The organism is Stappia indica (genome assembly GCF_001696535.1).
Classification (GTDB): Bacteria; Pseudomonadota; Alphaproteobacteria; order Rhizobiales; family Stappiaceae; genus Stappia; species Stappia indica.
Genome location: NZ_MBQE01000004.1, coordinates 414,333 through 435,127, shown reverse-complemented (window position 1 = coordinate 435,127; position 20,795 = coordinate 414,333). Strand labels below are relative to the sequence as shown.

General features: G+C 68.2%; 23 protein-coding genes. 12 read left to right on the top strand and 11 right to left on the bottom strand.

Annotation, left to right across the window (positions count from 1 at the left end):
• Positions 1-318 precede the first annotated feature (318 nt).
• From BBX35_RS16315 to BBX35_RS16295, 5 genes are all read left to right on the top strand, one after another.
• A complete protein-coding gene (locus BBX35_RS16315) occupies positions 319-1,359 on the top strand; it encodes a cysteine synthase A (RefSeq protein ID WP_067222146.1) in 1,041 nt (346 codons plus the stop codon).
• A gap of 136 nt (positions 1,360-1,495) precedes the next feature.
• A complete protein-coding gene (cls, locus tag BBX35_RS16310) occupies positions 1,496-2,947 on the top strand; it encodes a cardiolipin synthase (protein WP_083206370.1) in 1,452 nt (483 codons plus the stop codon).
• A gap of 99 nt (positions 2,948-3,046) precedes the next feature.
• Complete coding sequence (locus tag BBX35_RS16305) at positions 3,047-3,760, top strand: alanyl-tRNA editing protein (protein WP_067222145.1); 714 nt, start codon at positions 3,047-3,049, stop codon at positions 3,758-3,760.
• Positions 3,761-3,798: 38 nt separating this feature from the next.
• Complete coding sequence (gene sseA, locus BBX35_RS16300) at positions 3,799-4,641, top strand: 3-mercaptopyruvate sulfurtransferase (RefSeq protein WP_067222143.1); 843 nt, start codon at positions 3,799-3,801, stop codon at positions 4,639-4,641.
• Positions 4,642-4,795: 154 nt separating this feature from the next.
• Positions 4,796-6,466 carry a formate--tetrahydrofolate ligase gene (locus tag BBX35_RS16295; protein WP_067222141.1) on the top strand — a complete coding sequence of 557 codons (1,671 nt, stop codon included), beginning with the start codon at positions 4,796-4,798 and terminating at the stop codon, positions 6,464-6,466.
• Positions 6,467-6,754: 288 nt separating this feature from the next.
• Here the strand turns inward: BBX35_RS16295 and BBX35_RS16290 are convergent, their stop codons facing one another.
• The 6 genes from BBX35_RS16290 to wrbA form a co-directional block, all read right to left on the bottom strand.
• Positions 6,755-7,285, bottom strand: a complete 531-nt coding sequence (locus BBX35_RS16290) for a GNAT family N-acetyltransferase (RefSeq protein ID WP_067222140.1) — start codon at positions 7,283-7,285, stop codon at positions 6,755-6,757.
• A 19-nt stretch (positions 7,286-7,304) separates the two neighbouring features.
• Positions 7,305-8,765, bottom strand: a complete 1,461-nt coding sequence (locus tag BBX35_RS16285) for an MFS transporter (RefSeq protein ID WP_067222138.1) — start codon at positions 8,763-8,765, stop codon at positions 7,305-7,307.
• Positions 8,762-9,631: an RNA polymerase sigma factor SigJ gene (sigJ, locus tag BBX35_RS16280; protein ID WP_083206395.1), complete on the bottom strand. Its 870-nt coding sequence runs from the start codon at positions 9,629-9,631 to the stop codon at positions 8,762-8,764. The genes BBX35_RS16285 and sigJ overlap by 4 nt, the downstream gene beginning before the upstream one ends.
• A 22-nt stretch (positions 9,632-9,653) precedes the next feature.
• Positions 9,654-10,082, bottom strand: coding sequence for a carboxymuconolactone decarboxylase family protein (locus BBX35_RS16275; protein WP_088946113.1), 429 nt, complete (start codon positions 10,080-10,082; stop codon positions 9,654-9,656).
• Between the two features lie 115 nt (positions 10,083-10,197).
• On the bottom strand, positions 10,198-11,421 hold the full coding sequence (locus BBX35_RS16270; protein WP_067222133.1) for an MFS transporter: 1,224 nt from the start codon (positions 11,419-11,421) through the stop codon (positions 10,198-10,200).
• Entirely contained in the window at positions 11,418-12,044 is a 627-nt protein-coding gene (gene wrbA / locus BBX35_RS16265) for an NAD(P)H:quinone oxidoreductase (RefSeq protein WP_067222131.1), read from the bottom strand. Before wrbA ends, BBX35_RS16270 begins: the two co-directional genes overlap by 4 nt.
• Positions 12,045-12,147: 103 nt before the next feature.
• On the opposite strand from wrbA, the gene BBX35_RS16260 reads away from it, so the two are divergent.
• A complete protein-coding gene (locus tag BBX35_RS16260) occupies positions 12,148-13,056 on the top strand; it encodes a LysR family transcriptional regulator (RefSeq protein WP_067222130.1) in 909 nt (302 codons plus the stop codon).
• Positions 13,057-13,062: 6 nt separating this feature from the next.
• Here BBX35_RS16260 and BBX35_RS16255 read toward each other — a convergent pair whose 3' ends face one another.
• The 5 genes from BBX35_RS16255 to BBX35_RS24045 form a co-directional block, all read right to left on the bottom strand.
• On the bottom strand, positions 13,063-13,482 hold the full coding sequence (locus BBX35_RS16255) for a MarR family winged helix-turn-helix transcriptional regulator (RefSeq protein WP_067222128.1): 420 nt from the start codon (positions 13,480-13,482) through the stop codon (positions 13,063-13,065).
• Positions 13,483-13,572: 90 nt separating this feature from the next.
• Entirely contained in the window at positions 13,573-13,737 is a 165-nt protein-coding gene (locus BBX35_RS23090) for a hypothetical protein (protein ID WP_244271645.1), read from the bottom strand.
• Positions 13,734-14,108: a DMT family transporter gene (locus tag BBX35_RS16250; RefSeq protein ID WP_067222126.1), complete on the bottom strand. Its 375-nt coding sequence runs from the start codon at positions 14,106-14,108 to the stop codon at positions 13,734-13,736. The genes BBX35_RS23090 and BBX35_RS16250 overlap by 4 nt, the downstream gene beginning before the upstream one ends.
• A 52-nt stretch (positions 14,109-14,160) precedes the next feature.
• Positions 14,161-14,481 carry a DMT family transporter gene (locus BBX35_RS16245; protein WP_067222124.1) on the bottom strand — a complete coding sequence of 107 codons (321 nt, stop codon included), beginning with the start codon at positions 14,479-14,481 and terminating at the stop codon, positions 14,161-14,163.
• A 374-nt stretch (positions 14,482-14,855) separates the two neighbouring features.
• Positions 14,856-15,923 (bottom strand): methylglyoxal synthase, encoded by a 1,068-nt coding sequence (locus BBX35_RS24045; RefSeq protein WP_067222123.1) that lies wholly within the window; start codon positions 15,921-15,923, stop codon positions 14,856-14,858.
• 177 nt (positions 15,924-16,100) lie between these two features.
• On the opposite strand from BBX35_RS24045, the gene BBX35_RS16235 reads away from it, so the two are divergent.
• The 6 genes from BBX35_RS16235 to BBX35_RS16210 all read left to right on the top strand — a co-directional run bounded on the left by BBX35_RS16235 (position 16,101) and on the right by BBX35_RS16210 (position 20,770).
• Positions 16,101-16,808 carry a corrinoid protein gene (locus BBX35_RS16235; protein ID WP_067222121.1) on the top strand — a complete coding sequence of 236 codons (708 nt, stop codon included), beginning with the start codon at positions 16,101-16,103 and terminating at the stop codon, positions 16,806-16,808.
• A 3-nt stretch (positions 16,809-16,811) separates the two neighbouring features.
• Positions 16,812-17,480: a DUF1638 domain-containing protein gene (locus BBX35_RS16230; protein ID WP_083206369.1), complete on the top strand. Its 669-nt coding sequence runs from the start codon at positions 16,812-16,814 to the stop codon at positions 17,478-17,480.
• A gap of 188 nt (positions 17,481-17,668) precedes the next feature.
• Entirely contained in the window at positions 17,669-18,316 is a 648-nt protein-coding gene (gene catB, locus BBX35_RS16225) for a type B chloramphenicol O-acetyltransferase (protein ID WP_067222120.1), read from the top strand.
• A 263-nt stretch (positions 18,317-18,579) separates the two neighbouring features.
• The gene (locus BBX35_RS16220) at positions 18,580-18,924 is read left to right on the top strand and encodes a virulence factor (protein WP_067222705.1); all 345 of its coding nucleotides are present in this window, start codon (positions 18,580-18,582) and stop codon (positions 18,922-18,924) included.
• Entirely contained in the window at positions 18,921-19,817 is an 897-nt protein-coding gene (locus BBX35_RS16215) for a methylenetetrahydrofolate reductase (RefSeq protein WP_067222118.1), read from the top strand. Before BBX35_RS16220 ends, BBX35_RS16215 begins: the two co-directional genes overlap by 4 nt.
• Positions 19,814-20,770, top strand: a complete 957-nt coding sequence (locus BBX35_RS16210; RefSeq protein ID WP_067222116.1) for a methyltetrahydrofolate cobalamin methyltransferase — start codon at positions 19,814-19,816, stop codon at positions 20,768-20,770. The genes BBX35_RS16215 and BBX35_RS16210 overlap by 4 nt, the downstream gene beginning before the upstream one ends.
• The last annotated feature ends 25 nt before the right edge of the window (positions 20,771-20,795 follow it).

Here is a 20,795-nt window from a genome sequence, read left to right as displayed (position 1 = left end):
CGCTCATACTCCACGAACGGCTCCGCGCCAATACATCCCGAATGATGGAGCGGTCGTTCCCGGAGATCCTTTGCCAGTGTTACGACGCCAGCCCGGGAGCGGATCATCGCAAGCATACGATTCCAAGCTTACGTGCACTGTGATGATTTATCGATCAACTTTGTAGAACAGCGCCGAAAGGATTATCAACGACGACCTGACAAATGGGATGGGTTCGCTTGAAGGCCCAGCCCCTGCAGCCTACCCTGCCGGCCAATCGATACGCGGCCCGCACCCGGTGCAAGGAGCGCCGCAACACTGGAACGGACGGAACGAGCGATGGACATCAAGACCTCCGTGATCGACGCAATCGGCAACACGCCGCTGATCCGTCTGAACCGGGCCTCCGAGCTGACCGGCTGCGAGATCTACGGCAAGGCCGAGTTCATGAATCCCGGCCAGTCGGTCAAGGACCGCGCCGCCCTCTACATCGTCCGCGATGCGGAAGCGCGCGGCGCCCTGCGTCCCGGCGGCGTCATCGTCGAGGGCACGGCCGGCAATACCGGCATCGGTCTGGCGCTGGTCGGCAATGCGCTCGGCTACCCCTCGGTGATCGTCATCCCCGAGACCCAGAGCCAGGAAAAGAAGGACATGCTGCGGCTGGCCGGCGCCGAGCTGGTCGAGGTGCCGGCGGTGCCCTACCGCAATCCCAACAATTACGTGAAACTGTCCGGCCGCCTTGCCGAGCAGATGGCGAAGACGGAAGCCAACGGCGCGATCTGGGCCAACCAGTTCGACAATGTCGCCAACCGGCAGGCCCATATCGAGACGACCGGCCCGGAGATCTGGCGCCAGACCGACGGCAAGGTCGACGGCTTCGTCTGCGCCGTCGGTTCGGGCGGCACGCTGGCCGGCGTCGGCATGGCGCTGAAGCAGTTCAACCCGAAGATCCGCATCGGCCTTGCCGATCCGATGGGCGCGGCGCTCTACAACTACTACGCCCATGGCGAGCTGAAGGCGGAAGGCTCCTCGATCACCGAGGGCATCGGCCAGGGCCGCATCACCGCCAATCTGGAGGATGCGCCGGTCGACATGCCGTTCCAGATCCCGGATGCGGAGGCGGTTCAGGTCGTCTTCGACCTGTTGGAGCACGAGGGCCTGTGCCTTGGCGGTTCCTCCGGCATCAATGTCGCCGGCGCCATCCGGATGGCGCGCGAGATGGGCCCCGGGCACACCATCGTCACCATCCTGTGCGACTACGGCAACCGCTACCAGTCGAAGCTGTTCAACCCGGACTTCCTGCGCTCCAAGGACCTGCCGGTCCCGGGCTGGCTGGAAAAGCCGAGCAGCATCGCCGCCCCGTTCGAGCAGGTCGCCTGAGGAGGTGACCTGAGCGGGACGCTGCGGAAGCCGGCGCAAGGGTCCGTGAAGCGGATCATAAGGGGCAGGCCTGCCTTGTATTCGGGCAGGTTCCTGCCTACCGTCTTCCCCCGACCCTTTTCACCTCCGAGTTGAGATGATCCGCGACTTCGATCTCGCCGAGGCGCTCGTCGCCAACCTTCCGATCATCGCCGCGCTCACCTTCGCGCTCTACACGCTTGCCGCCGTGTGCGCGGTGCGCGAGGTGCTGCATTCGCGCACCTCGCAGGGCTCGATCGCCTGGCTCCTGTCGCTGCTGTTCCTGCCCTTCCCCACCGCCTTCCTCTACCTCGTCTTCGGCTGGAAGCGGTTCGAGGATTACGGCGAGGTCCGCACCTATGCCGGCCGCACCACCCGCGCCGCGCGCGCCGGCGAGCTGCGCCTTGCCGATGCCACCACCAGCACCAGCTGGCCGGTGCTCACCCGCATCGCGCAGGTGCCGTTCCTAGCCGGCAATTCGGTGGAGCTGCTGGTCGACGGGCCGGACACGTTCGAGTCCATCTTCGCCGGCATTGCCAGGGCCCGCCACGAGGTGCTGGTCCAGTTCTTCATCATCCGCGACGACATGCTGGGCCAGCGGCTCGCCGAGGTGCTGACCGAGCGCGCCAGGGCGGGCGTGCGCGTCCATGTCCTCTACGATGATGTCGGCTCCAAGAGCCTGCCGCGCAGCTATCGCCGCCGGCTGCGCGAGGCCGGCGTCCAGATCGCCGGCTTCAACCAGCGCCACAAGTGGCTGCGCTTCACCGGGCCGATGCGGCTCAACTACCGCAACCACCGCAAGATCGTCGTGGTCGACGGCGAGGCCGCCTGGGTCGGCGGGCATAATGTCGGCGACGAGTATGTCGGCCTGTCGAAGGAATTCGGCCACTGGCGCGACACCCATGTGAAGGTCGACGGGCCGGCCGCCATCGCCTGCGCCCTCTCCTTCTGCGAGGACTGGCACTGGGCCACCGGCACGCCGATCCGTCCCTATCTGCCGGTGCCGATCCCCCAGCCGGGCGACGAGCCGGTGCTGGTCATGCCGACGGGCCCTGCCGACCGCTTCGACGACTGCGCCATCGCCTTTTCCGAGGCCATCGCCAGGGCGCGCGAGCGGCTGTGGATCGTCAGTCCCTATTTCGTGCCGGAAGAGGCGATGCAGACCGCGCTGATGGCCGCGTCCATGCGCGGCGTCGACGTGCGTATCCTGCTCCCCGAAAAGGCCGACCACCGGCTGGTCTGGCTGGCGAGCTATGCCCATGCCGACGACATGGTCGACTACGGCATCAAGGTCTATCGCTACACGTCCGGCTTCCTGCACCAGAAGGTGATCCTGGTCGACGACGCGCTCGCCGGCATCGGCACGGTGAACTTCGATTCCCGCTCCTTCCACATCAATTTCGAGGTGACGCTGTGGTTCACCCACGAGCGGTCCATCGGCAAGGTGGAGCGGATGCTGGAGCGCGATTTCGCCAATTCCCGCCCGACGACGCCGGAGGATCTGGAGGTGCGCTCCTTCGCCTTCCGCCTCATCGCCCAGGCCGCGCGGCTGTTCTCGCCGATCCTTTGAGCGCGCCGCGCCTTGCCGCCGCGGATGGTTGATTGCCGGTGCCGATCGGATAGGCTGGCGCTCCTGCCTGAATCACGGCTGACCGACCGGGGACTTCTCATGACGGAACTGCTTTTTCGAGACGATGCCTATCTGCGCAGCTGCGATGCGCGGGTGACCGCCATCACCGATCGCGGCGGCATCGTCCTCGACCGGACCGTCTTCTATGCGACCGGCGGCGGGCAGCCCGGCGACAACGGCCGCATCGAGCTGGCCGACGGCCGCCAGATCGCCATTGCCACCACCGTCTATGGCGAGGACCGCAGCCAGATCGTCCATGTTCCGGCCGAGGGCGAGACGCTCCCTGCCGTCGGCGACGAGATCGTGCTGCATCTCGACTGGGACCGCCGCTACCGGTTGATGCGCGTGCATACCGCGTTGCACCTGCTCTCCGTCGTCCTGCCCTTCCCCGTCACCGGCGGCCAGATCGGCGAGGGCGAAGGCCGTCTCGACTTCGACCTGCCCGAGGGCAGCCCGGACAAGGACGAGGTCGCGGCGAAGGTCAACGAGATCGCCGCCGCCGACCATGCGGTCACCACCGACTGGATCACCGACGAGGAGCTGCTGGCCAAGCCCGAGATGGTCAAGACCATGAGCGTCAAGCCGCCGATGGGCAGCGGGCGCGTGCGGTTGGTGCGCATCGGCGATGTCGACCTGCAGCCCTGCGGCGGCACCCATGTCAGCCGCACCTCGGAGATCGGCCCGCTCATCGTCACCAAGATCGAGAAGAAGGGCCGCCAGAACCGGCGCGTGCGCATCCAGCTCGCCGACTGACGCTCTCCCGTTCCATCGCTCAAGCGAGGCTTTCAAGAATGGCGCTTTCCCCGCTCGTCTCGACCCAGTGGCTGGCCGACAAGATGGCCTCGCCGGATGTCGTCGTCGTCAATGCCTGGCTGCCGCCGGTGGGCCAGCCGGACGTGCCGCCGGAATATCCGCAGGGCCATATCCCCGGCGCGGTGTTCTTCGACGTCAACGCGGTCGCCGACAAGACCAGCGAGTTGCCGCACATGCTGCCGCCTGCGCATGTGTTTTCCTCGATGATGCGGCAAATGGGCATCGGCGACGGCCAGACCATCGTCGTCTATGACGGCGTCGGGCTTTATTCGGCCGCCCGCGTGTGGTGGATGTTCCGCGCCATGGGCGTCACCCAGGTCTTCGTGCTCGACGGCGGCCTGCCGAAGTGGAAGGAGGAAGGCCGCCCGATCGAGGACGGCGACCCCGCCCCGCGCGGCGAGCGCCACTTCACCGCCCGGCTCAACAACGGTCTCGTCGCCGATCTCGACAAGGTGGCGCAGGCGCTTCGCAGCGGCCAGCAGGTGCTGGATGCGCGCTCGCGCGGCCGGTTCGCCGGCCGCGATCCGGAGCCGCGCGCAGGCCTGCGCAGCGGCCACATGCCCGGCGCGCTGAACCTGCCCTTCACCGAGCTGATGGAAGACGGCCGCCTGAAGCAGGCCGACGACCTTGCCGCCGCCTTCGATGCGGCCGGCATCGACCGCTCGCGCCCCGTCATCACCAGTTGCGGCTCCGGCGTCACCGCCGCCATCCTGTCGCTGGCGCTCGCCATCACCGGCCACGACCGCTCCGCCGTCTATGACGGATCCTGGACGGAATGGGGCGGGCGCGAGGACATGCCGCTCGCCACCGGCGAGGACTGAGCGCAGCTTTTCACCCGCAGGACGACGATTGCGCGACGCCGCCATGTCGGATCGCAAACAGTCGGCCCTGCCCTCAGCCTTTAGGATCGGCTTTCCAAATCGAACGATAGACGGCGGCATATGAAACGACCGCCCGGGGAGAGGACAGTTCGCCATGGCCAGTGACATCGAGATTGCCCGCGCCGCCACTTTGAAGCCGATCACCGAGATCGGCGCCCGGCTCGACATTCCGGCGGAGGCGCTGGAAAGCTACGGATCGACCAAGGCCAAGGTCCGCTCGGACTTCATTGCCGGCCTGTCGGACCGTCCCGACGGCAAGCTGGTGCTGGTCACCGCCATCAACCCGACGCCCGCCGGCGAGGGCAAGACCACGACCACGGTGGGCCTCGGCGACGGGCTCAACCGCATCGGCAAGCGCGCGGCGATCTGCCTGCGCGAACCCTCGCTCGGCCCCTGCTTCGGCATGAAGGGCGGCGCTGCCGGCGGTGGCCATGCGCAGGTGGTGCCGATGGAGGACATCAACCTCCATTTCACCGGCGACTTCCACGCCATCACCTCCGCCCACAACCTGCTCTCGGCGCTGATCGACAACCACATCTACTGGGGCAACGCGCTGCAGATCGACACCCGGCGCATCACCTGGCGGCGGGTGATGGACATGAACGACCGGGCGCTGCGCCAGATCGTCTCCTCGCTCGGCGGCGTCGCCAACGGCTTCCCGCGCGAGGCCGGCTTCGACATCACCGTCGCCTCGGAGATCATGGCGATCCTGTGCCTTGCCAGCGACCTTGCCGACCTGCAGAAGCGCCTCGGCGACATCATCGTCGGCTATCGCCGCGACCGCAGCGCGGTAACCGCGCGTGACCTGGAGGCGGACGGCGCCATGACCGTCCTGCTCAAGGAGGCGATGCAGCCGAACCTCGTGCAGACGCTGGAGAACAACCCGGCCTTCGTGCATGGCGGCCCCTTCGCCAACATCGCCCATGGCTGCAACTCGGTGATCGCCACCCGAACCGCGCTGAAACTCGCCGACTACGTGGTCACCGAGGCCGGCTTCGGCGCCGATCTCGGCGCGGAAAAGTTCTTCGACATCAAGTGCCGCAAGGCGGGCCTCAAGCCGGACGCTGCGGTCATCGTCGCGACCGTCCGGGCGCTGAAGATGAATGGCGGCGTCGCTCGCGAGGCGCTGGGTGAGGAAAACGTCGAGGCGCTGGTGCGCGGCTGCGTCAATCTCGGCCGCCACATCGAGAACGTGAAGAGCTTCGGCCTGCCGGTCGTCGTCGCCATCAACCACTTCGTCAGCGACACGGATGCGGAGGTCGCCGCGCTCCAGGCCTATGCCGCCGAGCAGGGAGTCGAGGCGGTGCTGTGCCGCCACTGGGCCGACGGCTCGAAGGGCACCGAGGCGCTGGCCCGCAAGGTGGTCGAGATGGTCGAGGGCGGCACGTCCAACTTCGCGCCGATCTATCCCGACGACATGCCGCTGATGGCCAAGATCGAGACCATCGCCACCAAGATCTACCGCGCCGACGGCGTTGCCGCCGACAAGTCGGTCGTCGACCAGCTGGAGCGCTGGGAGGCGGACGGCTTCGGCCATCTGCCGGTCTGCATGGCCAAGACGCAGTATTCCTTCTCCGCCGACCCGACCTTGCGCGGTGCGCCGACCGGGCACATCGTGCCGGTGCGCGAGGTGCGCCTTTCGGCTGGCGCCGGTTTCATCGTGGCGATCTGCGGCGAGATCATGACGATGCCCGGCCTGCCGAAGGTCCCCTCGGCCAACCACATCCGCCTCGACGCGGACGGCCAGATCGAAGGGCTGTTCTAGGCGCCGCGCGCCTGGAAGATCAGGCTCATCGAAGAACATAACCCCGACTGGCGCGACCTCTTTCACGGCCTTCCGTAGCCGACCATGACGACAGGCAGGCAGCACCCCGCCCTCCGCCTGTCGTCCCGGTTTCGGCGAAGCCGAAGACCGGGACCCAGTAACCCCGGACGTTTCCGCTCAAGCCGTAAACACCGCGAAGAAGCCCCCGGCCCCTTTCGCGTCACCAACACCGCCAGCGGATACTGGATGCCTGCCTTCGCAGGCATGACAGCGGAGATGGCGGCCGCCTCAACGGCGGGACGGCAGGCGCACGCGCCAGATCCGGTCGTCGTCGATCCGCTCGCCGAGCTGGAACGTGCAGCGTCCGACTTCCCTGAACCCGTAGCGGGTGTAGAAACGCTTCGCCCGCTCGTTGTGATCGAAGACGGTCAGGTAAACCTCCCCCGCCCCCTCTGCGGCGGCGGTCTCCAGCGCCCATGTCATCAGCCGGTCGGCGACGCCCCTGCCCTGCCAGTCGCGCAGGACGTAGAGCTGCTGCAGCTCCAGCGCGCCCGGCTCGGCACCGAGCGCCGGCGCGCGAAGCGGCGTCAGCTTGGCATAGCCGATCGGCTGCCCCGCGCTCACCGCCACCAGCCAGCGTATGCCAGGTGCCTCGAAGTCCTGCGACATGGCCCCGCCCGGCCGATAGACCGCGTCGCAATACACCTCGAAGGCCACCGTGTCGTAGCGCTCGGCGAACGTGTCGGTGAAGATCTGCCGTGCGACCGGCAGCAGGCGCTCTAGCAATCCCGGATACGGCTCGACGAACGCGACAGACATTGCACTTCCCTTCATGACGTCACCTTCGCGACACCGCCTGCCGGAACGAGGCGCTGCGCATCGCGAGGATGCAGGCCAGCGGGGCGAGCGCGACGGTCACGAACAGCCAGCGTGCCGCATTGGCGACGTCCATGCCACCCGGCGATGTCCCCGCCCCGGCCAGATTGACCGCAAGCCCGGCGATGGCCGCACCGAAGGCGGTGGCGCAGAGCTGCACCGTCATGATCGACGAGGCGGCATTGTCGGCCTCCTCGGCCGGGGCCACCTGCAGCACCATCGCCGACAGATGCGGATAGGCGAGCCCGACGCCCGCCCCGCCGACGATCAGCGCGGCACAGATGAGAGAGAGCCGCAGCCAGTCGCCCGCCGGATCGGAAACAAGACCGGGCACAGGGCCGGCTACAGGCAGAACGAGCGCCAGGGCGATCATCGCGGCGAGCGACAGGACCGGCCCGGCGTGCACCGCAAGGGTGCGGCGCGCACCTTGAAACCCGGACGCGAGGATCGCGGCCGTCGTCCAGCCCGCCGACATCACCGCCGCGATATAGCCGGCCTCCAGCGGCGAGCGGCCATGCAGCTCCTGCAGGAACAGCGGCAGGAAGATCTCCGTACAGGTGACGGTCATGGCCAGCAGCGCCGAGGTCGCATAGAGGCTCCCGAGCGCGCCGGGCAGCCTGAATGTCCCCGCCGGCAGCAGCTTTCTCGTCCCCGTCCGCTCCACCACGACGAACAGCACCACCAGCGCTAGCGCGGCCAGCATCCCCGCAACGGTCGACACGATGTTCTCGCCGACCCCGCCCCACGAGGCGGCGAAGACGGCAATCGTCAGCAGCGCGAGCTGGACGAGCGGCAACGGCTCGGCGCCCTTTCCGTCCGCCGCACGCTGCGGCAGGACCAGAAACGCCGCACAAGCGATCAGGGCGGCGAAGAGGACCAGAATGAGGAAGGCCCCGCGCCACAGGTCGAGTTCTGCGAAGATGCCGCCCACCGCCGGCCCGAGCAGGGTGGCGATGCCCCACATGCTGGACAGCAGCGCCAGCGCGCGCGGCCAGAGCGGCTCGGGATAGACCCGCCGGACCATCGCATAGGCCAGCGCCAGCAGGATGCCGCCGCCCAAGCCCTGCACGAAGCGGCCGGCGAGCATCGCCGGCATCGATCCGGCCGCGGCGCAGGCCAGCGTCCCGACGATGAACACCGCCGCCGCCACGATGTAGCCGCCGCGCGGGCCGGTCTGCGCCAATACAGGAGAGGACAGCGCCGCACCGAGGATCGAGGCGATCACGAACAGCGTCGTGTTCCAGGCATAGAAATCCAGCCCGCCGATCTCGCCCACCACGGTCGGCAGGATCGTCGTCGAGATGTAGAGATTGACGGCATGCAGGGCGACGCCGCCGCTCAGGGCGAGCGAGCGGACGAGATTGCCGCCCGAGAGCAAGTCCGCCCAGCCGGGCGAGGCTGCGACGACACGCGCATCGGTCATTGGATCGCCCTTTCGGCATCGCCGAGGTGCGCCAGCTTGTCCGGGTTGCGCATGATGTAGATGCCGGTCAGCCGCCCGTCGGCATCGCAGGCAAGGCTCACAGAGGCGACGATCTCCGGCCCGTCGAGGATCAGCGCCCCGCGCGCGCCGTTGATGTCGACGGGCTGCCACGCATAGCTGGACCAGTACTCGCCGAGCCGCCCGCCGACGAAGTCCAGCACGTCGGCCTTTCCGGAGAGCGGCTGCAAGAGCGCCAGCACCTTGCCGCCGCCGTCGGTCTTCAGCTCGATGTCTTCGCGCATCAGGCTCGCGAGCTGCGCCGTGCTTCCGGTGGCGATGGCCGACTGGAAGGCGGCGAGCAATTCGTCCTGACGGGCCTTCGGCACGGCGACGCCCGGCTCTTCCCGGCCGATGCGGCTGCGTGCACGCGACACCAGCTTGCGGCAGGCCGCCTCGGTCACGTTCAGCGCCGCCGCCACGTCCTCATAGGGCTGGTCGAAGATCTCGCGCAGGAGATAGGCGGCGCGTTCCTTCGGGGCAAGCCGTTCCAGCACCAGCATGAAGGCGAGCGAGAGCGTCGACGACAGGTCTGCCGCCTCTTCCGGGCCATCTTCGGTCATCGTCTGGATCGGCTCCGGCAGCCACGCACCCACATAGTCGACCCGCGCGCGGCGGGCGGACCTCAGCATGTCGATGCACCGGCGCGTACAGGCGGCGGTGAGCCAGCCGGCAGGGTTGGAGATGGTAGCGCGCTCGCTTGTCTGCCATTTCAGGTAGGTGTCCTGAACCGCATCCTCGGCTTCGGCACGCGAGCCGAGGATGCGATAGGCCAGACCTGTCAGGAACGGGCGCCGTTCTTCGAACAAGGCTGTGTCGGAGGGCTGCATGTCAGTGCGTCGAGACCTGGATGCGGTTCCAGAGGTTGATCATCGCGACAGTCGCGGTCAGGGCGCTGATCTCCGTGTCGCTGAAGTGCTCGCGCATCGCGGCCCGCAACACGCCGTAGTCGGTCTTGCGGTCGAGCTGGGTCAGCGCCTCGGTCCAGGCGAGCGCGGCGCGCTCCTTGGCGGTGAAGTCGCCGACATGCTCCCACACGGTCAGGCGGTCCAGCCGCTCGTTGGTCTCGCCGTCGTCGCGCGCTTCCCTCGTATGCATCTTGATGCAATAGGCGCAGGCGTTGAGCTGCGAGGCCCGCAACTGCACCAGATGGTGCAGCATCCGGTCGAGGCCGTGCCCGTCGATTACGCCGTGCACCTTTTCCAGCGCGCCGAAGACATCGGGGACGTTCTTGTAGTGATTTACCGGCTTGGTCGTCATCGTAAGCTCCATTGGCTTGGGTATACCCGCTTGACGATTGAGCCGGCCGGTTTGTGACGTGCCCGACGAAACTCTTCCGGCAAGGCCGAAACCTTGCGTCCCGCGCCGGCCGCGCTCATCGCGCTCCTCCGCCTCTCTCGGAATTCGGCACCGCGAGCCGATGCGCATAGGCGACCACCACGGCTGTTCCCATCAGGGCCGCGCCGGCAACGATGACCGCCGCCGAACTCCAGCCGAACCGCTCGATGGCGCTGCCCACGGCGACGGGGCCGAGGATCTGTCCCAGATTGTTGCCCTGAACGATCAGGCCGATCACCACGGGCACCAGGGCGGCCGAGGAGGCGACGATCGGAGCGGACGACAGGATGGTTGCCGGGATCAGGCCGCCGACGGCCGAGAACAGCACGCACAGGAGAAACGTCGCGGTTGCCGGCAGCAGGGGCAGGAAGATGCCGAGGCTCGCCGCGCCCATGACCAGGCAGGCCCCGATCAGCAGCGCCGGCCGGCTGACGCCCCGCGACAGCATCACGCCCGCCGCCAGGTTGCCGATCACGTTGACGGCGGAGGCCAGCGCGCCGAGCAGCCCGGCGGTGCGGTGGGACACGCCCATCTGCTCCATCAGCAGCACCGGCAGGAAGCTGAACAGCGCGAAGAACATCAGGCTGTAGAGCGCGAGGGAGATGGCGAGCCCGACCGCCCCGGCATTGCCGAAGACCGCCGCCGTATCGTCCCGCAGGTGCCGCCATGACCAGGCGTGGCGCTCGCGGGAGACCGGCACGACGAGCGGCACCAGCAGGCAGAGCGCCAGGGCGAGCCCGCCGCTCGCCCACCACATCGCGCGCCAGTCGTCGAACATCGGCCCGACCAGCATCGCCGCCGCCAAGCCGAGCGGCATGAAACAGCTCCACAGCGCGAAGGCGAGGTCCCGGTCGCCGGGTCGGGAGACGCGCCCGAGCAGCGACGGCGCGGCGACGGTGATCAGCAGGAACCCCGCGCCCTCGACGATCCGCGAGACCATGAGCATGGAAAGGCCCGGAGCAAGCGCTCCGGCCGCTGCGCCCGCACCCGCGACCAGCAGGCCGGCGACCAGCACGCGGCGCGCGCCGAGACTGCCGACCAGCGCCCCGGTCGGGATGCCCCCGACCAGCCCGATCAGCGCGAAGACGCCGGTCAGCCAGCCCAGCGCCGCAAGCCCCACGCCGAGATCGCCTTCCAGCAAGGGCGCGGCGATGGGCGCCTTGCCCACCTGCAGCGCCGCAACGATCCCGGCGCCGACGATCAGCCCGACGGCCGCCCATCTGGTGGAGGACGGCTCCGACCTTGCTGCGGCGGTCGTCATGCCGCCCTGCCCTGCCGCCCGGCGGCCAGCGCCAGCGCGATCTCGGCAACATGCCGTCCCTGGAAGCGCGCGCCGTCGAGCTCGTTTTCGCTCGGGTCGCGATGCCCGCCGTTGCCGTCGTCCGCCAGCGTCGAGGCGCCATAGGGCGAGCCGCCGGTGATCTCGTCCATCCGCATCTGCCCCTTGAAGGTGTAGGGCAGGCCCACGATGATCATCCCGAGGTGGAACAGCACGGTCTGGGTGGACTGGATGGTCGTCTCCTGCCCCCCGTGCTGACTGCCGGTCGAGGTGAAGACGCTGCCGACCTTGCCGACCAGCTTGTCCTCGAACCAGAGACCGCCGGTCTGGTCGAGGAAGTTCTTCATCTGCGAGGCCATGTTGCCGAACCGCGTCGGCGTTCCGACGACGATCGCGTCGTAGTCGGCCAGCTCCGCGACGGTGGCGACCGGCGCTCCCTGATCGACCTTGTAGCCGGACTTTTCGGCGACCGCCTCGGGCACCAGTTCTGGCACCCGTCGGATGGCGACGGACGCGCCGGCCTGGCGCGCGCCGTCGGCCACCGCTTCGGCCATCGTCTCGATGTGACCGTAGGAGGAGTAATAGAGCACGAGAACCCTGGCCATCGTTTCAACCTCACGTCTGATTGCGAATGAGGTCGACGTTGCCCGCAAAGATCGAACGGTTTAAGTGATATAAAATCTATCAACCTGTTCATCTGGATCGATCATGCTGGATGCCCTGACCCTCGACCAGATGCGCACCTTCGTGACGATCGCCGAAAGCGGCAGTTTCCGCGCCGCCGCCCGGAAGCTCTCGCGCGTCCAGTCGGGGGTGAGCGTTGCCATCGCCAATCTGGAGGCCCAGCTCGGCGTCGAGCTGTTCGACCGCTCGGGGCACCGCCCCGTCCTGACGCCCCAGGGCCGGGCGCTGCTCGGCAATGCGCGGGACATCATCGTGCGCGTCGATGCCTTGCGGGCGAAGGCGCGCGGCTATGCGGACGGCGTGGAGCCCGAGCTCGCGGTCGCCGTCGACACGCTCTACCCGCTGCAGCAGGTCGGCCGGGCGATCTCGCGGATGCGGCAGGACTTTCCGTCGGTGTCCGTGCGGGTGCGGGTGGAGCCTCTCGGCGGCCCGCTCGACGCGCTGAAGCAGAAGCGCTGCGCCCTCTCCGTCATGGTCGGCGAGGATTTCCGCGATCCGCGCATCCGCTTCGATGCGCTCTCGTCCATCACCCAGGTTGCCGTCGTCGCCGCGACGCATCCGCTTGCGGACGGCGAGCCCGGCCGCCCCCTGGAGGTGCTGGATCTTGCCGACCATCTCCAGATCGTGCTGTCGGACCCTTCCGCCATTTCGGAAGGGCGCGACTTCGGCGTGCTTTCGCCTCAGACCTGCCGGGTCAACACCCAGGACGCCAAGCACAGCCTGATCCTCGGCGGCGCGGGATGGGGACGCCTTCCCTCCTGGCTGGTGGAGCGGGACATTGAGCAGGGCCGGCTCGTTCGGCTCAACATCGGCGCGCTGGGGCGCGGCGGCGAAACCGCGTCGCAGGCCTATCTCGCCCACCGGCTGGACGAGGCGATGGGTCCTGCCGCCCGCCGCCTTGCCGACCTTCTCGTCGAACTGGACGGTGCCTGAGGCGCGTCAGACTGCCTGCCCCGCATTGGCGAAGGCCGCGGCAAGAGCATCGCCCCCGGCATGTCTGGCGATGGCCGCCTCCAGCGCCTTTTCGTACTCGGGCCGGGCCGCCGCCAGATGCGTTCGGCCCTTGTCGGTCAGCACGGTGTAGACGCCGCGCTTGTCGTCCGGGCACAGGTCGCGAATGGTGAGGCCGCTGCGCTCCAGCCGCTCGACCATCCGCGAAACCGAGCTCTGGTTGAGCTGCAGATGGGCCGCCAGCTCCTGCATGCGCAGCTCGCTTTTCGGCGCCCTTTCGAGCGCCTCCAGCGCGCGGTAGTCCGACAGGCCGATGCCGTACTGGTCTTGCAGGATCCTGCCCAGCTCGGCCTCGACGGTCGCGACCGACTGGACCAGCCGGAGCCAGAGATCGCCTCTTGCGGACATGGCACTTCTCCCGGACGAAGGGTGACGGATCCGAAGCATGTATGCTCATGCAACAAGGCTTTCAAGCCTCGTCCCCGCCCCCGTCCTGGCCTATCCCCCCCGGCTTCGCTCCCGGACGCGGTTGACACCGTGCCCGAGAACCACGCCGTCCCGGTCGACGACCAGGGCCGTGAAGGGAAGGCCGCCGTCGTGGACATGCTGCACGGAGAAGGCGACGGCCTCCTCCATGAGCTCGGTGAGGCGTGCAGGGGTCATGCCGCCTCGCCCTGCAGCTTGGTGCTGTCCGCGAGCTTCAGCCAGACGACGCCGACGATGATCACCGCCAGCCAGAAGGTCTGGATCAGCGTCAGCGGCTGGTCGAGCAGGACGCTGCCGAAGCCCGCCGCGCCGACCGAGCCGATGCCGGCCCAGACTGCATAGCCGATGCCGACGTCGATGGTCCGCAGGGCGGCGCTGAGGAAATACAGCGTCAGCAGGAAGAAGACGACGGCCGCCACCGACCAGCTCGGCACGGTGAAGGCCTGACTACCGCCGACGCTGAGCGCGTAGCCGACCTCGAAGACGCTGGCCAGCAGGAGCATGCCCCATGCCGCGCCGACGCTCTGGGTGTTCTTGTTGGTATCCATGGTGTTGGGTTCCTTTGATCGGGAGGAAATGTTCGAGAAGGATTACCGCGCCTTACGCGGCACCGCTGAGGCGCAGGCCGACGACGCCGCCGATGACGAGGATCATGCCCAGCGCCTTCTTGGCGTTCAGCGTCTGGCCGAAGAACATCGCGCCAAGGATGACGATCCCGACGCCGGACACCGAGGTCCAGATGGCGTATCCGACGCCCACGTCGAAGGTGAGCAGCGCAAGGCTCAGGAAGAAGGTGGCGATGGCGCCGCTGACCAGCGTCGCGATGGTCCACCACAGGCGGGTGAAGCCCTTCGCGTTGCCGGCGCTGATTGCGACCGCGATCTCGAAGAGGACGGCGATTCCAAGATAGAGCCAGCTCATTTCATGTGTCCTTTGATGAGTGAGGAAGGGTGCGTGGTGAGCCCGGGAGGCAGAGCCCGGTCACAGCGGCAGGTTCACGTCACACCCCTCTATTTACTTGCATGTGCATGCATTAAGATGGAAACGGTCTTGCTGTCAATATATATGCATGCGCAAGCATATTTTTTGCAAGCCGGAGGCCGGGCTTCGGCCCGTGACGCGAGGCGACTGGCGGCCAGGGCGGCAGCGCTTCGCGCCCCTCGCGTCAGACGAGACCGGGATCGCACCTATCGGGGATGCGTTGAAGTGAGGGAATTTTTATCGTCTTGATCACCGCAGGTGATCAGCCCTGCCGGCATGGCAACCGGGGGGCCGCGGTTGACGGGACCTTCCCCCTACCCGCCGAGGCTTGCCGCGACGACCAGGTCGGCGGCGGCCGGAGAACAGGCGATCGGCGTGTCGTGCAGGATCGCCAGCCGGGTCAGCGCCATCAGGTCCACATCGCTGGTGTGGTGGCCGTGCGGATCGGCGAAGAAGATCACCGCGTCCAGCTCGCCGGTGGCAATCAGCGCGCCGAGCTGCTGGTCGCCGCCATGCGAGCCGCGTTGCAGCCGCTGGATCGCAAGCCCCGGCACCGCCTCCAGCAGCATGGCGCCGGTGCCGCCGGTCGCCACCAGCTTCTGCCGGCGCAGCACGTCCGCGTGCCGCCCCACCCAGGCGCGCAGATGCGCCTTGCGGGCATTGTGGGCGACCAGCGCGATGCGGCGCGGCGCAGTGGAGCGGCGGCGCGCCTCCAGCGTCAGCGACAGGATCGCCCGCACCTGCGCGGCCAGGCCGGCTTCGGGCGCGGCGAACTGGCCCTTCAGCGCCGCCGTGCCCACGGTGAAGCCGGCCGCGCCCGCCTCCGCCACCTCGACGATGCGCGCCGCCCGGTCGATGCTGCCGGCCATGATCACCGGCTTGTCGCAGGCCGCACAGACGCTGCGCATCAGCCCCGGCACGTCGCCGGCAAAGCGGTAGGCGAGCAGGTCCAGCCCGTGCACGCTCTCCAGATCGGCCAGCGCCCGGGCGCTCTCCGTGATGCTCTCGATGGTTCCCGCCAGCACGCTCGGATGGCCGATAATCTCGCCGGGAAACGGGTAGTAGCGGATCGGGTGCGCCTTCAACAGCGGGGCCACCTCGGCCGGCCGGGTGCCGCCGAGCAGGCAGTCGACCTCCAGCCCGATGGCCGCCCGCGCCGAGCGCAGCTCGCTCTGCGCATCGAGGCTCACCACCTCCAGATAGACCCGCCCGCCGGCGGCGCGGATGTCGCGGGCGAGGCCCTGCAGCTCCTCGAAGGGCAGGCCCACATCCTTGAAGCCGATATGCCTTGCGCCGCCCGCCAGCACCTCGTCCAGCCGGCGGCGGGCATCGGGGACGGTGCTGTCGTCCTCCGTCAGCATGAAGATGAAATCGAAGGCCATCGGCGCGCCTGTCCCCTTGAAGTCTGCGGCCGGCCCCTGCCGGGCGCCGGTGCTGTCGCTCCCGCGACTCCGCATGTCGCATTGAAGATATCGACGGGAGGCGGCTCAAACCAGTGTACTGAGAGCAGGCCCGCACGCGAGCCCTGTCCCCCGGAACGCGCAAACGGAGCGCCCGCGATGTCGCAGGAAGACGATCTCGATCTCAGGTCGCTGTCGGACGAGGAACTCGTCGAGCAGATGCATGACGATCTCTATGACGGCCTCAAGGACGAAATCGTCGAGGGCGTGGAGATCCTGCTGGAGCGCGGCTGGACGCCCTACGCCGTCCTCACCGAGGCCCTGGTGGAAGGCATGCGCATCGTCGGCGTCGACTTCCGCGACGGCATTCTCTTCGTGCCGGAAGTGCTGATGTCGGCCAATGCCATGAAGGCGGGCATGGGGCTGCTGCGCCCGCTGCTGGCCGAGACCGGCGCGCCGAAGGTCGGCAAGATGGTCATCGGCACCGTCAAGGGCGACATCCACGACATCGGCAAGAACCTCGTCTCGATGATGATGGAAGGCGCCGGCTTCGAGGTGATCGACATCGGCATCAACAACCCGGTCGAGAACTATCTGGCGGCCATCGAGGAGCACAAGCCGGACATTCTCGGCATGTCGGCCCTGCTGACCACCACCATGCCCTACATGAAGGTCGTCATCGACACGATGATCGAGAAGGGCATCCGCGACGACTACATCGTCATGGTCGGCGGTGCGCCGCTGAACGAGGAGTTCAGCCAGGCCATCGGCGCCGACGCCTACGGGCGCGATGCGGCCGTCACCGTGGAACTCGCCAAGGACCTGATCGCGCGCAAGCACAACCAGCTGGCGGCACGGGCGGGCTGAGCCATGCAGGCGGAGCTTCCGGGCGCGGGCGGAACCGGGACGGCACCAGCCGCCCCGCTCCTTGCCGGCGCGCCCGGCATCGCCCGCGAAAAGGTTCTGGTCATCGCCTGCGGCGCGCTCGCCCGGGAAATCCTCGCCATCATTGATGCCAACGGTCTCACCCATGTGGAGCTGCAATGCCTGCCGGCGCAGCTGCACAACCGCCCGGAAAAGATCCCGGCCGCCGTGCGCGCCGAGATCCGCAAGGCGAAGCGCGACCACACCCGCATTCTCGTCGGCTATGGCGATTGCGGCACCGGCGGCCTGCTCGACAAGGTTCTGGCCGAGGAAGGGGTGGAGCGGATCGAGGGCGCCCATTGCTACGCCTTCTTCGCCGGCCTCGACGTCTTCGACGCGGAAGCCGAGGCCGAGCCCGGCACCTTCTACCTCACCGATTTCCTCGCCCGCCATTTCGAGACGCTGGTGATCCGCCCGCTCGGGCTCGACACCTATCCCGAGCTGCGCGACGCCTATTTCGGCCACTACACCCGCCTGCTCTATCTGGAGCAGGCGGCGGATCCGGACATCGAGGAGCGCGCCCGCGCGGCAGCCGAGCGGCTCGGCCTTGCCTATGCCAAGCGGGTCACCGGCTACGGCCTGCTGGAAACGCGCCTCACCACCATAGGCACCTGATCCCGCGCGCTCCCTGCCGCTTTGCACGTCCCTGTTGCAGCCGCGTCCTTGCGCGCTAGCCAGCGCGTGCTAGAAGCGCTGTCCCGGCGGCACGGACGGGTCTGCGTGGCATGAGCCGCAGGACCGGTCCCTTCATCTCATCCAACGGGCCGGAAAGGGCCCCGCCTCGCGACAGAGGACGACCTCCCGTGAGCAATTTTTTCGAAAGCCCCTTCAAGGGCAAGCTGCTGAGCGAGCAGGTGACCAACCCCAACATTTCGGTCGGCCGCTACAGCTACTACTCCGGCTATTACCACGGCCATTCCTTCGACGACTGCGCCCGCTACCTGATGCCCGACCGCGACGATGTCGACCGGTTGGTCATCGGCAGCTTCTGCTCCATCGGCACCGGCGCCTGCTTCATGATGGCGGGCAACCAGGGCCACCGGATGGACTGGATCTCCACCTTCCCGTTCTTCTTCATGTCCGAGGAGCCTGCCTTCGCCGATGCGGAGAGCGGCTACCGTCCGTCCGGCGACACGGTCGTCGGCAATGACGTGTGGATCGGCGCGGAAGCGATGATCATGCCCGGCATCCGCATCGGCCACGGCGCGATGATCGGCAGCCGAGCCGTCGTCACCAGGGATGTCGCCCCCTATACCATCGTCGCCGGCAACCCGGCGCGCGAGATCCGCAAGCGCTTCTCGGATGAAGAGATCGCCATGCTGCTGGAGATGGCGTGGTGGGACTGGCCGATCGAGCGGATCGGCCGCGAGATGCGCACCCTGTGCTCGGGCGACATCGCCGGCCTGCATGCCCGCTGGAAGGCGGACCCGGACGGCACGGCCGAGGCCTGAGTCTCGCGCTTTGCGCATACCCTGCACGATGACAACCACGCCCGCCGGGAGCGCAAGCTGCCTGCGGGCGTGTCGCTTTCGAGCGCCCGTCTGCCGCTTTCCTCGCGCCCGCCGAAACCTCGCGTTTCCGCGCGTCCCGCCGCTGTCGCTTTCTGACGTTCCGGTGTCGTCTGTGCACCGATGAGATGGCCGGCCGAAGGCATCATGATGCTCGAAAGCGCGGGAACGAGAGGCGTTCCCGACCCGGTTTGCAGGGCTTTTCCGTGGCGCAGAAAACCATCGTCTACTGGCGTGACATCCCGGCCCAGGTGCTGGTCCGGGCCGGCCGCGCCAGCGCCCGCCGCGAGCTGCCCGAACGCTTCATCCAGGCTGTCGACCGCTGCGCCATGCGCGTGGGGGCGAAGGACAGCGATGCCTATCTGGCCGAGTGGCGGCGGGGCGATCCCGTCGCGGTCGGCGACGATCTCGAGGCCGAAGCGGAGGCGGCGCTTGCCGCGCTCGTCGAGGCCTATCCGCCGGAGCGGCTCGCGGCGCTTGTCGCAGCCGAAGGCTTTGATACGGCCGCCTCCCCCTCTCCCGACCACGCCAGCACGGGACCGGCGACATGACCGACCACCGCCTCAACGATTTCGGGCGCCTTGCCGCCTCCACGGAAATGTCGCCCCGCCAGGTGGTGGAGAAGCCGGAGCTGCTCCGTCTCGTCCCCGCCGGCACGCGGCTTTACCTCACCGATCTCGGCAATGTCGGGGAGGACGACATCGTCCGCGCCGCCCGCACGGTCACCGATGCCGGCCTCGTTGCCGTGCCGCACATGGCCGCGCGCCGCTATCCCTCGCTCGTCGCCTTCGAGTACCGGCTGACCCGCCTCGTCGCGGAAGCCGGCGTGCGGGAGGTGCTGGCCATTGCCGGCGAGGCGCCGACGCCCGGCCCCCTCACCTCCTCCGTCGCGATGATCGAGACCGGGTTGTTCGACCGCCTCGGCATCAAGCGCATCGCGGTTGCCGGCCACCCCGAAGGCGCGCCGGAGATCTCCCGCGAGACCATCCGCGCGTTCCTGATGCGCAAGCACGAGCTCGCCGCGCAGAGCGACGCGGAGTTTCACATCGTCACCCAGTTCGGCTTCGATCCGCAGAAGGTCAGCCTCTGGCTCGACGAGATCGCCGCCTGGGGCAACCGCTTCCCCGTGCATATCGGCGTCGCCGGCCCGGCCAAGATGACCACGCTGCTGAAATACGCCGCCTTTGCCGGGGTGGAGAACTCGCTCTCCTTCCTGAAGAAGCGGGGCGGCGCCGTCGTCTCCATGCTGTCGGGCTACGATCCGGAGACCATGGTCGGCCCGTTGGAGCTGCGCATCCAAACCCAGCCCGAGACCCGGCTGCAGCAGATCCACGTCTTTCCCTTCGGCGGCCTGACCAAGACGGCCGACTGGCTCAGTGCCCGCGGGAGCTGGACGTTTCCCGCCGCTGGCACCGCGACTTACCCCGCAGAGGTAGCTCAATGACCCGTACCATCGTTGCCTCGGCCACCCGCGAGATCGTCATCGGCTTCGACCAGCCGTTCTGCGTGATCGGCGAGCGGATCAACCCGACGGGCCGCAAGAAGCTCGCCGCCGAGATGACCGCCGGCGACTTCTCCACCGTGGAGAAGGACGCGCTCGCGCAGGTCGCCGCCGGCGCCACCATGCTCGACGTCAATGCCGGCGTCACCGCCGTCAATCCGAACGAGACCGAGCCGCCGCTCCTGGTCCGGACGCTGGAGATCGTCCAGAGCCTCGTCGACGTGCCGCTGTCCATCGACAGTTCGGTCACCGCCGCCATCGAGGCGGGTCTCAAGGTCGCCAAGGGCCGCCCGCTGGTCAATTCGGTCACCGGCGAGGAGGAAAAGCTCGAGGCGATCCTGCCGCTCGTGAAGAAATACAACGTCCCGGTCGTCGCGATTTCCAACGACGAGACCGGCATTTCCGAAGACCCGGACGTGCGCTTTGCGGTGGCGAAGAAGATCGTCGAGCGCGCCGCCGACTACGGCATTCCCGCCCACGACATCGTGGTCGATCCGCTGGTCATGCCGATCGGCGCCATGGGCAGCGCCGGCCAGCAGGTCTTCCGCCTGCTCCGTCGGTTGCGCGAGGAGCTGAAGGTCAACACCACCTGCGGCCTCTCCAACATCTCGTTCGGCCTGCCCCACCGGCACGGCATCAATGCCGGCTTCATCCCGATGGTGATCGGCGCCGGCATGACCAGCGCCATCATGAACCCCTGCCGCCCGCAGGAGATGGAGGCGGTGCGCGCCGCCAACGTCCTGACCGGCAACGATCCCAACTGCTCCGACTGGATCATGACCTATCGCGACTACAAGCCGGGCGCGGAAGGCGGCCCGGCGGCCGCCCCCGCCTCTGCCTCCGGCGGATCGGGACGGCGCGGCGGACGCGAGGGACGACGGCGGGCCAGCGCTTGAACCAACGAGCGACAGCGAGGACGGG

Excerpts from the sequence above, each read along its gene's own strand:
- BBX35_RS16315 (WP_067222146.1), top strand. The coding sequence starts at position 319 with ATGGACATCAAGACCTCCGTGATCGACGCAATCGGCAACACGCCGCTG.
- cls (WP_083206370.1), top strand. The coding sequence starts at position 1,496 with ATGATCCGCGACTTCGATCTCGCCGAGGCGCTCGTCGCCAACCTTCCG.
- BBX35_RS16305 (WP_067222145.1), top strand. The coding sequence starts at position 3,047 with ATGACGGAACTGCTTTTTCGAGACGATGCCTATCTGCGCAGCTGCGAT.
- sseA (WP_067222143.1), top strand. The coding sequence starts at position 3,799 with ATGGCGCTTTCCCCGCTCGTCTCGACCCAGTGGCTGGCCGACAAGATG.
- BBX35_RS16295 (WP_067222141.1), top strand. The coding sequence starts at position 4,796 with ATGGCCAGTGACATCGAGATTGCCCGCGCCGCCACTTTGAAGCCGATC.
- BBX35_RS16290 (WP_067222140.1), bottom strand. The coding sequence starts at position 7,285 with ATGTCTGTCGCGTTCGTCGAGCCGTATCCGGGATTGCTAGAGCGCCTG.
- BBX35_RS16285 (WP_067222138.1), bottom strand. The coding sequence starts at position 8,765 with ATGACCGATGCGCGTGTCGTCGCAGCCTCGCCCGGCTGGGCGGACTTG.
- BBX35_RS16275 (WP_088946113.1), bottom strand. The coding sequence starts at position 10,082 with ATGACGACCAAGCCGGTAAATCACTACAAGAACGTCCCCGATGTCTTC.
- BBX35_RS16270 (WP_067222133.1), bottom strand. The coding sequence starts at position 11,421 with ATGACGACCGCCGCAGCAAGGTCGGAGCCGTCCTCCACCAGATGGGCG.
- wrbA (WP_067222131.1), bottom strand. The coding sequence starts at position 12,044 with ATGGCCAGGGTTCTCGTGCTCTATTACTCCTCCTACGGTCACATCGAG.
- BBX35_RS16260 (WP_067222130.1), top strand. The coding sequence starts at position 12,148 with ATGCTGGATGCCCTGACCCTCGACCAGATGCGCACCTTCGTGACGATC.
- BBX35_RS16255 (WP_067222128.1), bottom strand. The coding sequence starts at position 13,482 with ATGTCCGCAAGAGGCGATCTCTGGCTCCGGCTGGTCCAGTCGGTCGCG.
- BBX35_RS23090 (WP_244271645.1), bottom strand. The coding sequence starts at position 13,737 with ATGACCCCTGCACGCCTCACCGAGCTCATGGAGGAGGCCGTCGCCTTC.
- BBX35_RS16250 (WP_067222126.1), bottom strand. The coding sequence starts at position 14,108 with ATGGATACCAACAAGAACACCCAGAGCGTCGGCGCGGCATGGGGCATG.
- BBX35_RS16245 (WP_067222124.1), bottom strand. The coding sequence starts at position 14,481 with ATGAGCTGGCTCTATCTTGGAATCGCCGTCCTCTTCGAGATCGCGGTC.
- BBX35_RS24045 (WP_067222123.1), bottom strand. The coding sequence starts at position 15,923 with ATGGCCTTCGATTTCATCTTCATGCTGACGGAGGACGACAGCACCGTC.
- BBX35_RS16235 (WP_067222121.1), top strand. The coding sequence starts at position 16,101 with ATGTCGCAGGAAGACGATCTCGATCTCAGGTCGCTGTCGGACGAGGAA.
- BBX35_RS16230 (WP_083206369.1), top strand. The coding sequence starts at position 16,812 with ATGCAGGCGGAGCTTCCGGGCGCGGGCGGAACCGGGACGGCACCAGCC.
- BBX35_RS16215 (WP_067222118.1), top strand. The coding sequence starts at position 18,921 with ATGACCGACCACCGCCTCAACGATTTCGGGCGCCTTGCCGCCTCCACG.
- BBX35_RS16210 (WP_067222116.1), top strand. The coding sequence starts at position 19,814 with ATGACCCGTACCATCGTTGCCTCGGCCACCCGCGAGATCGTCATCGGC.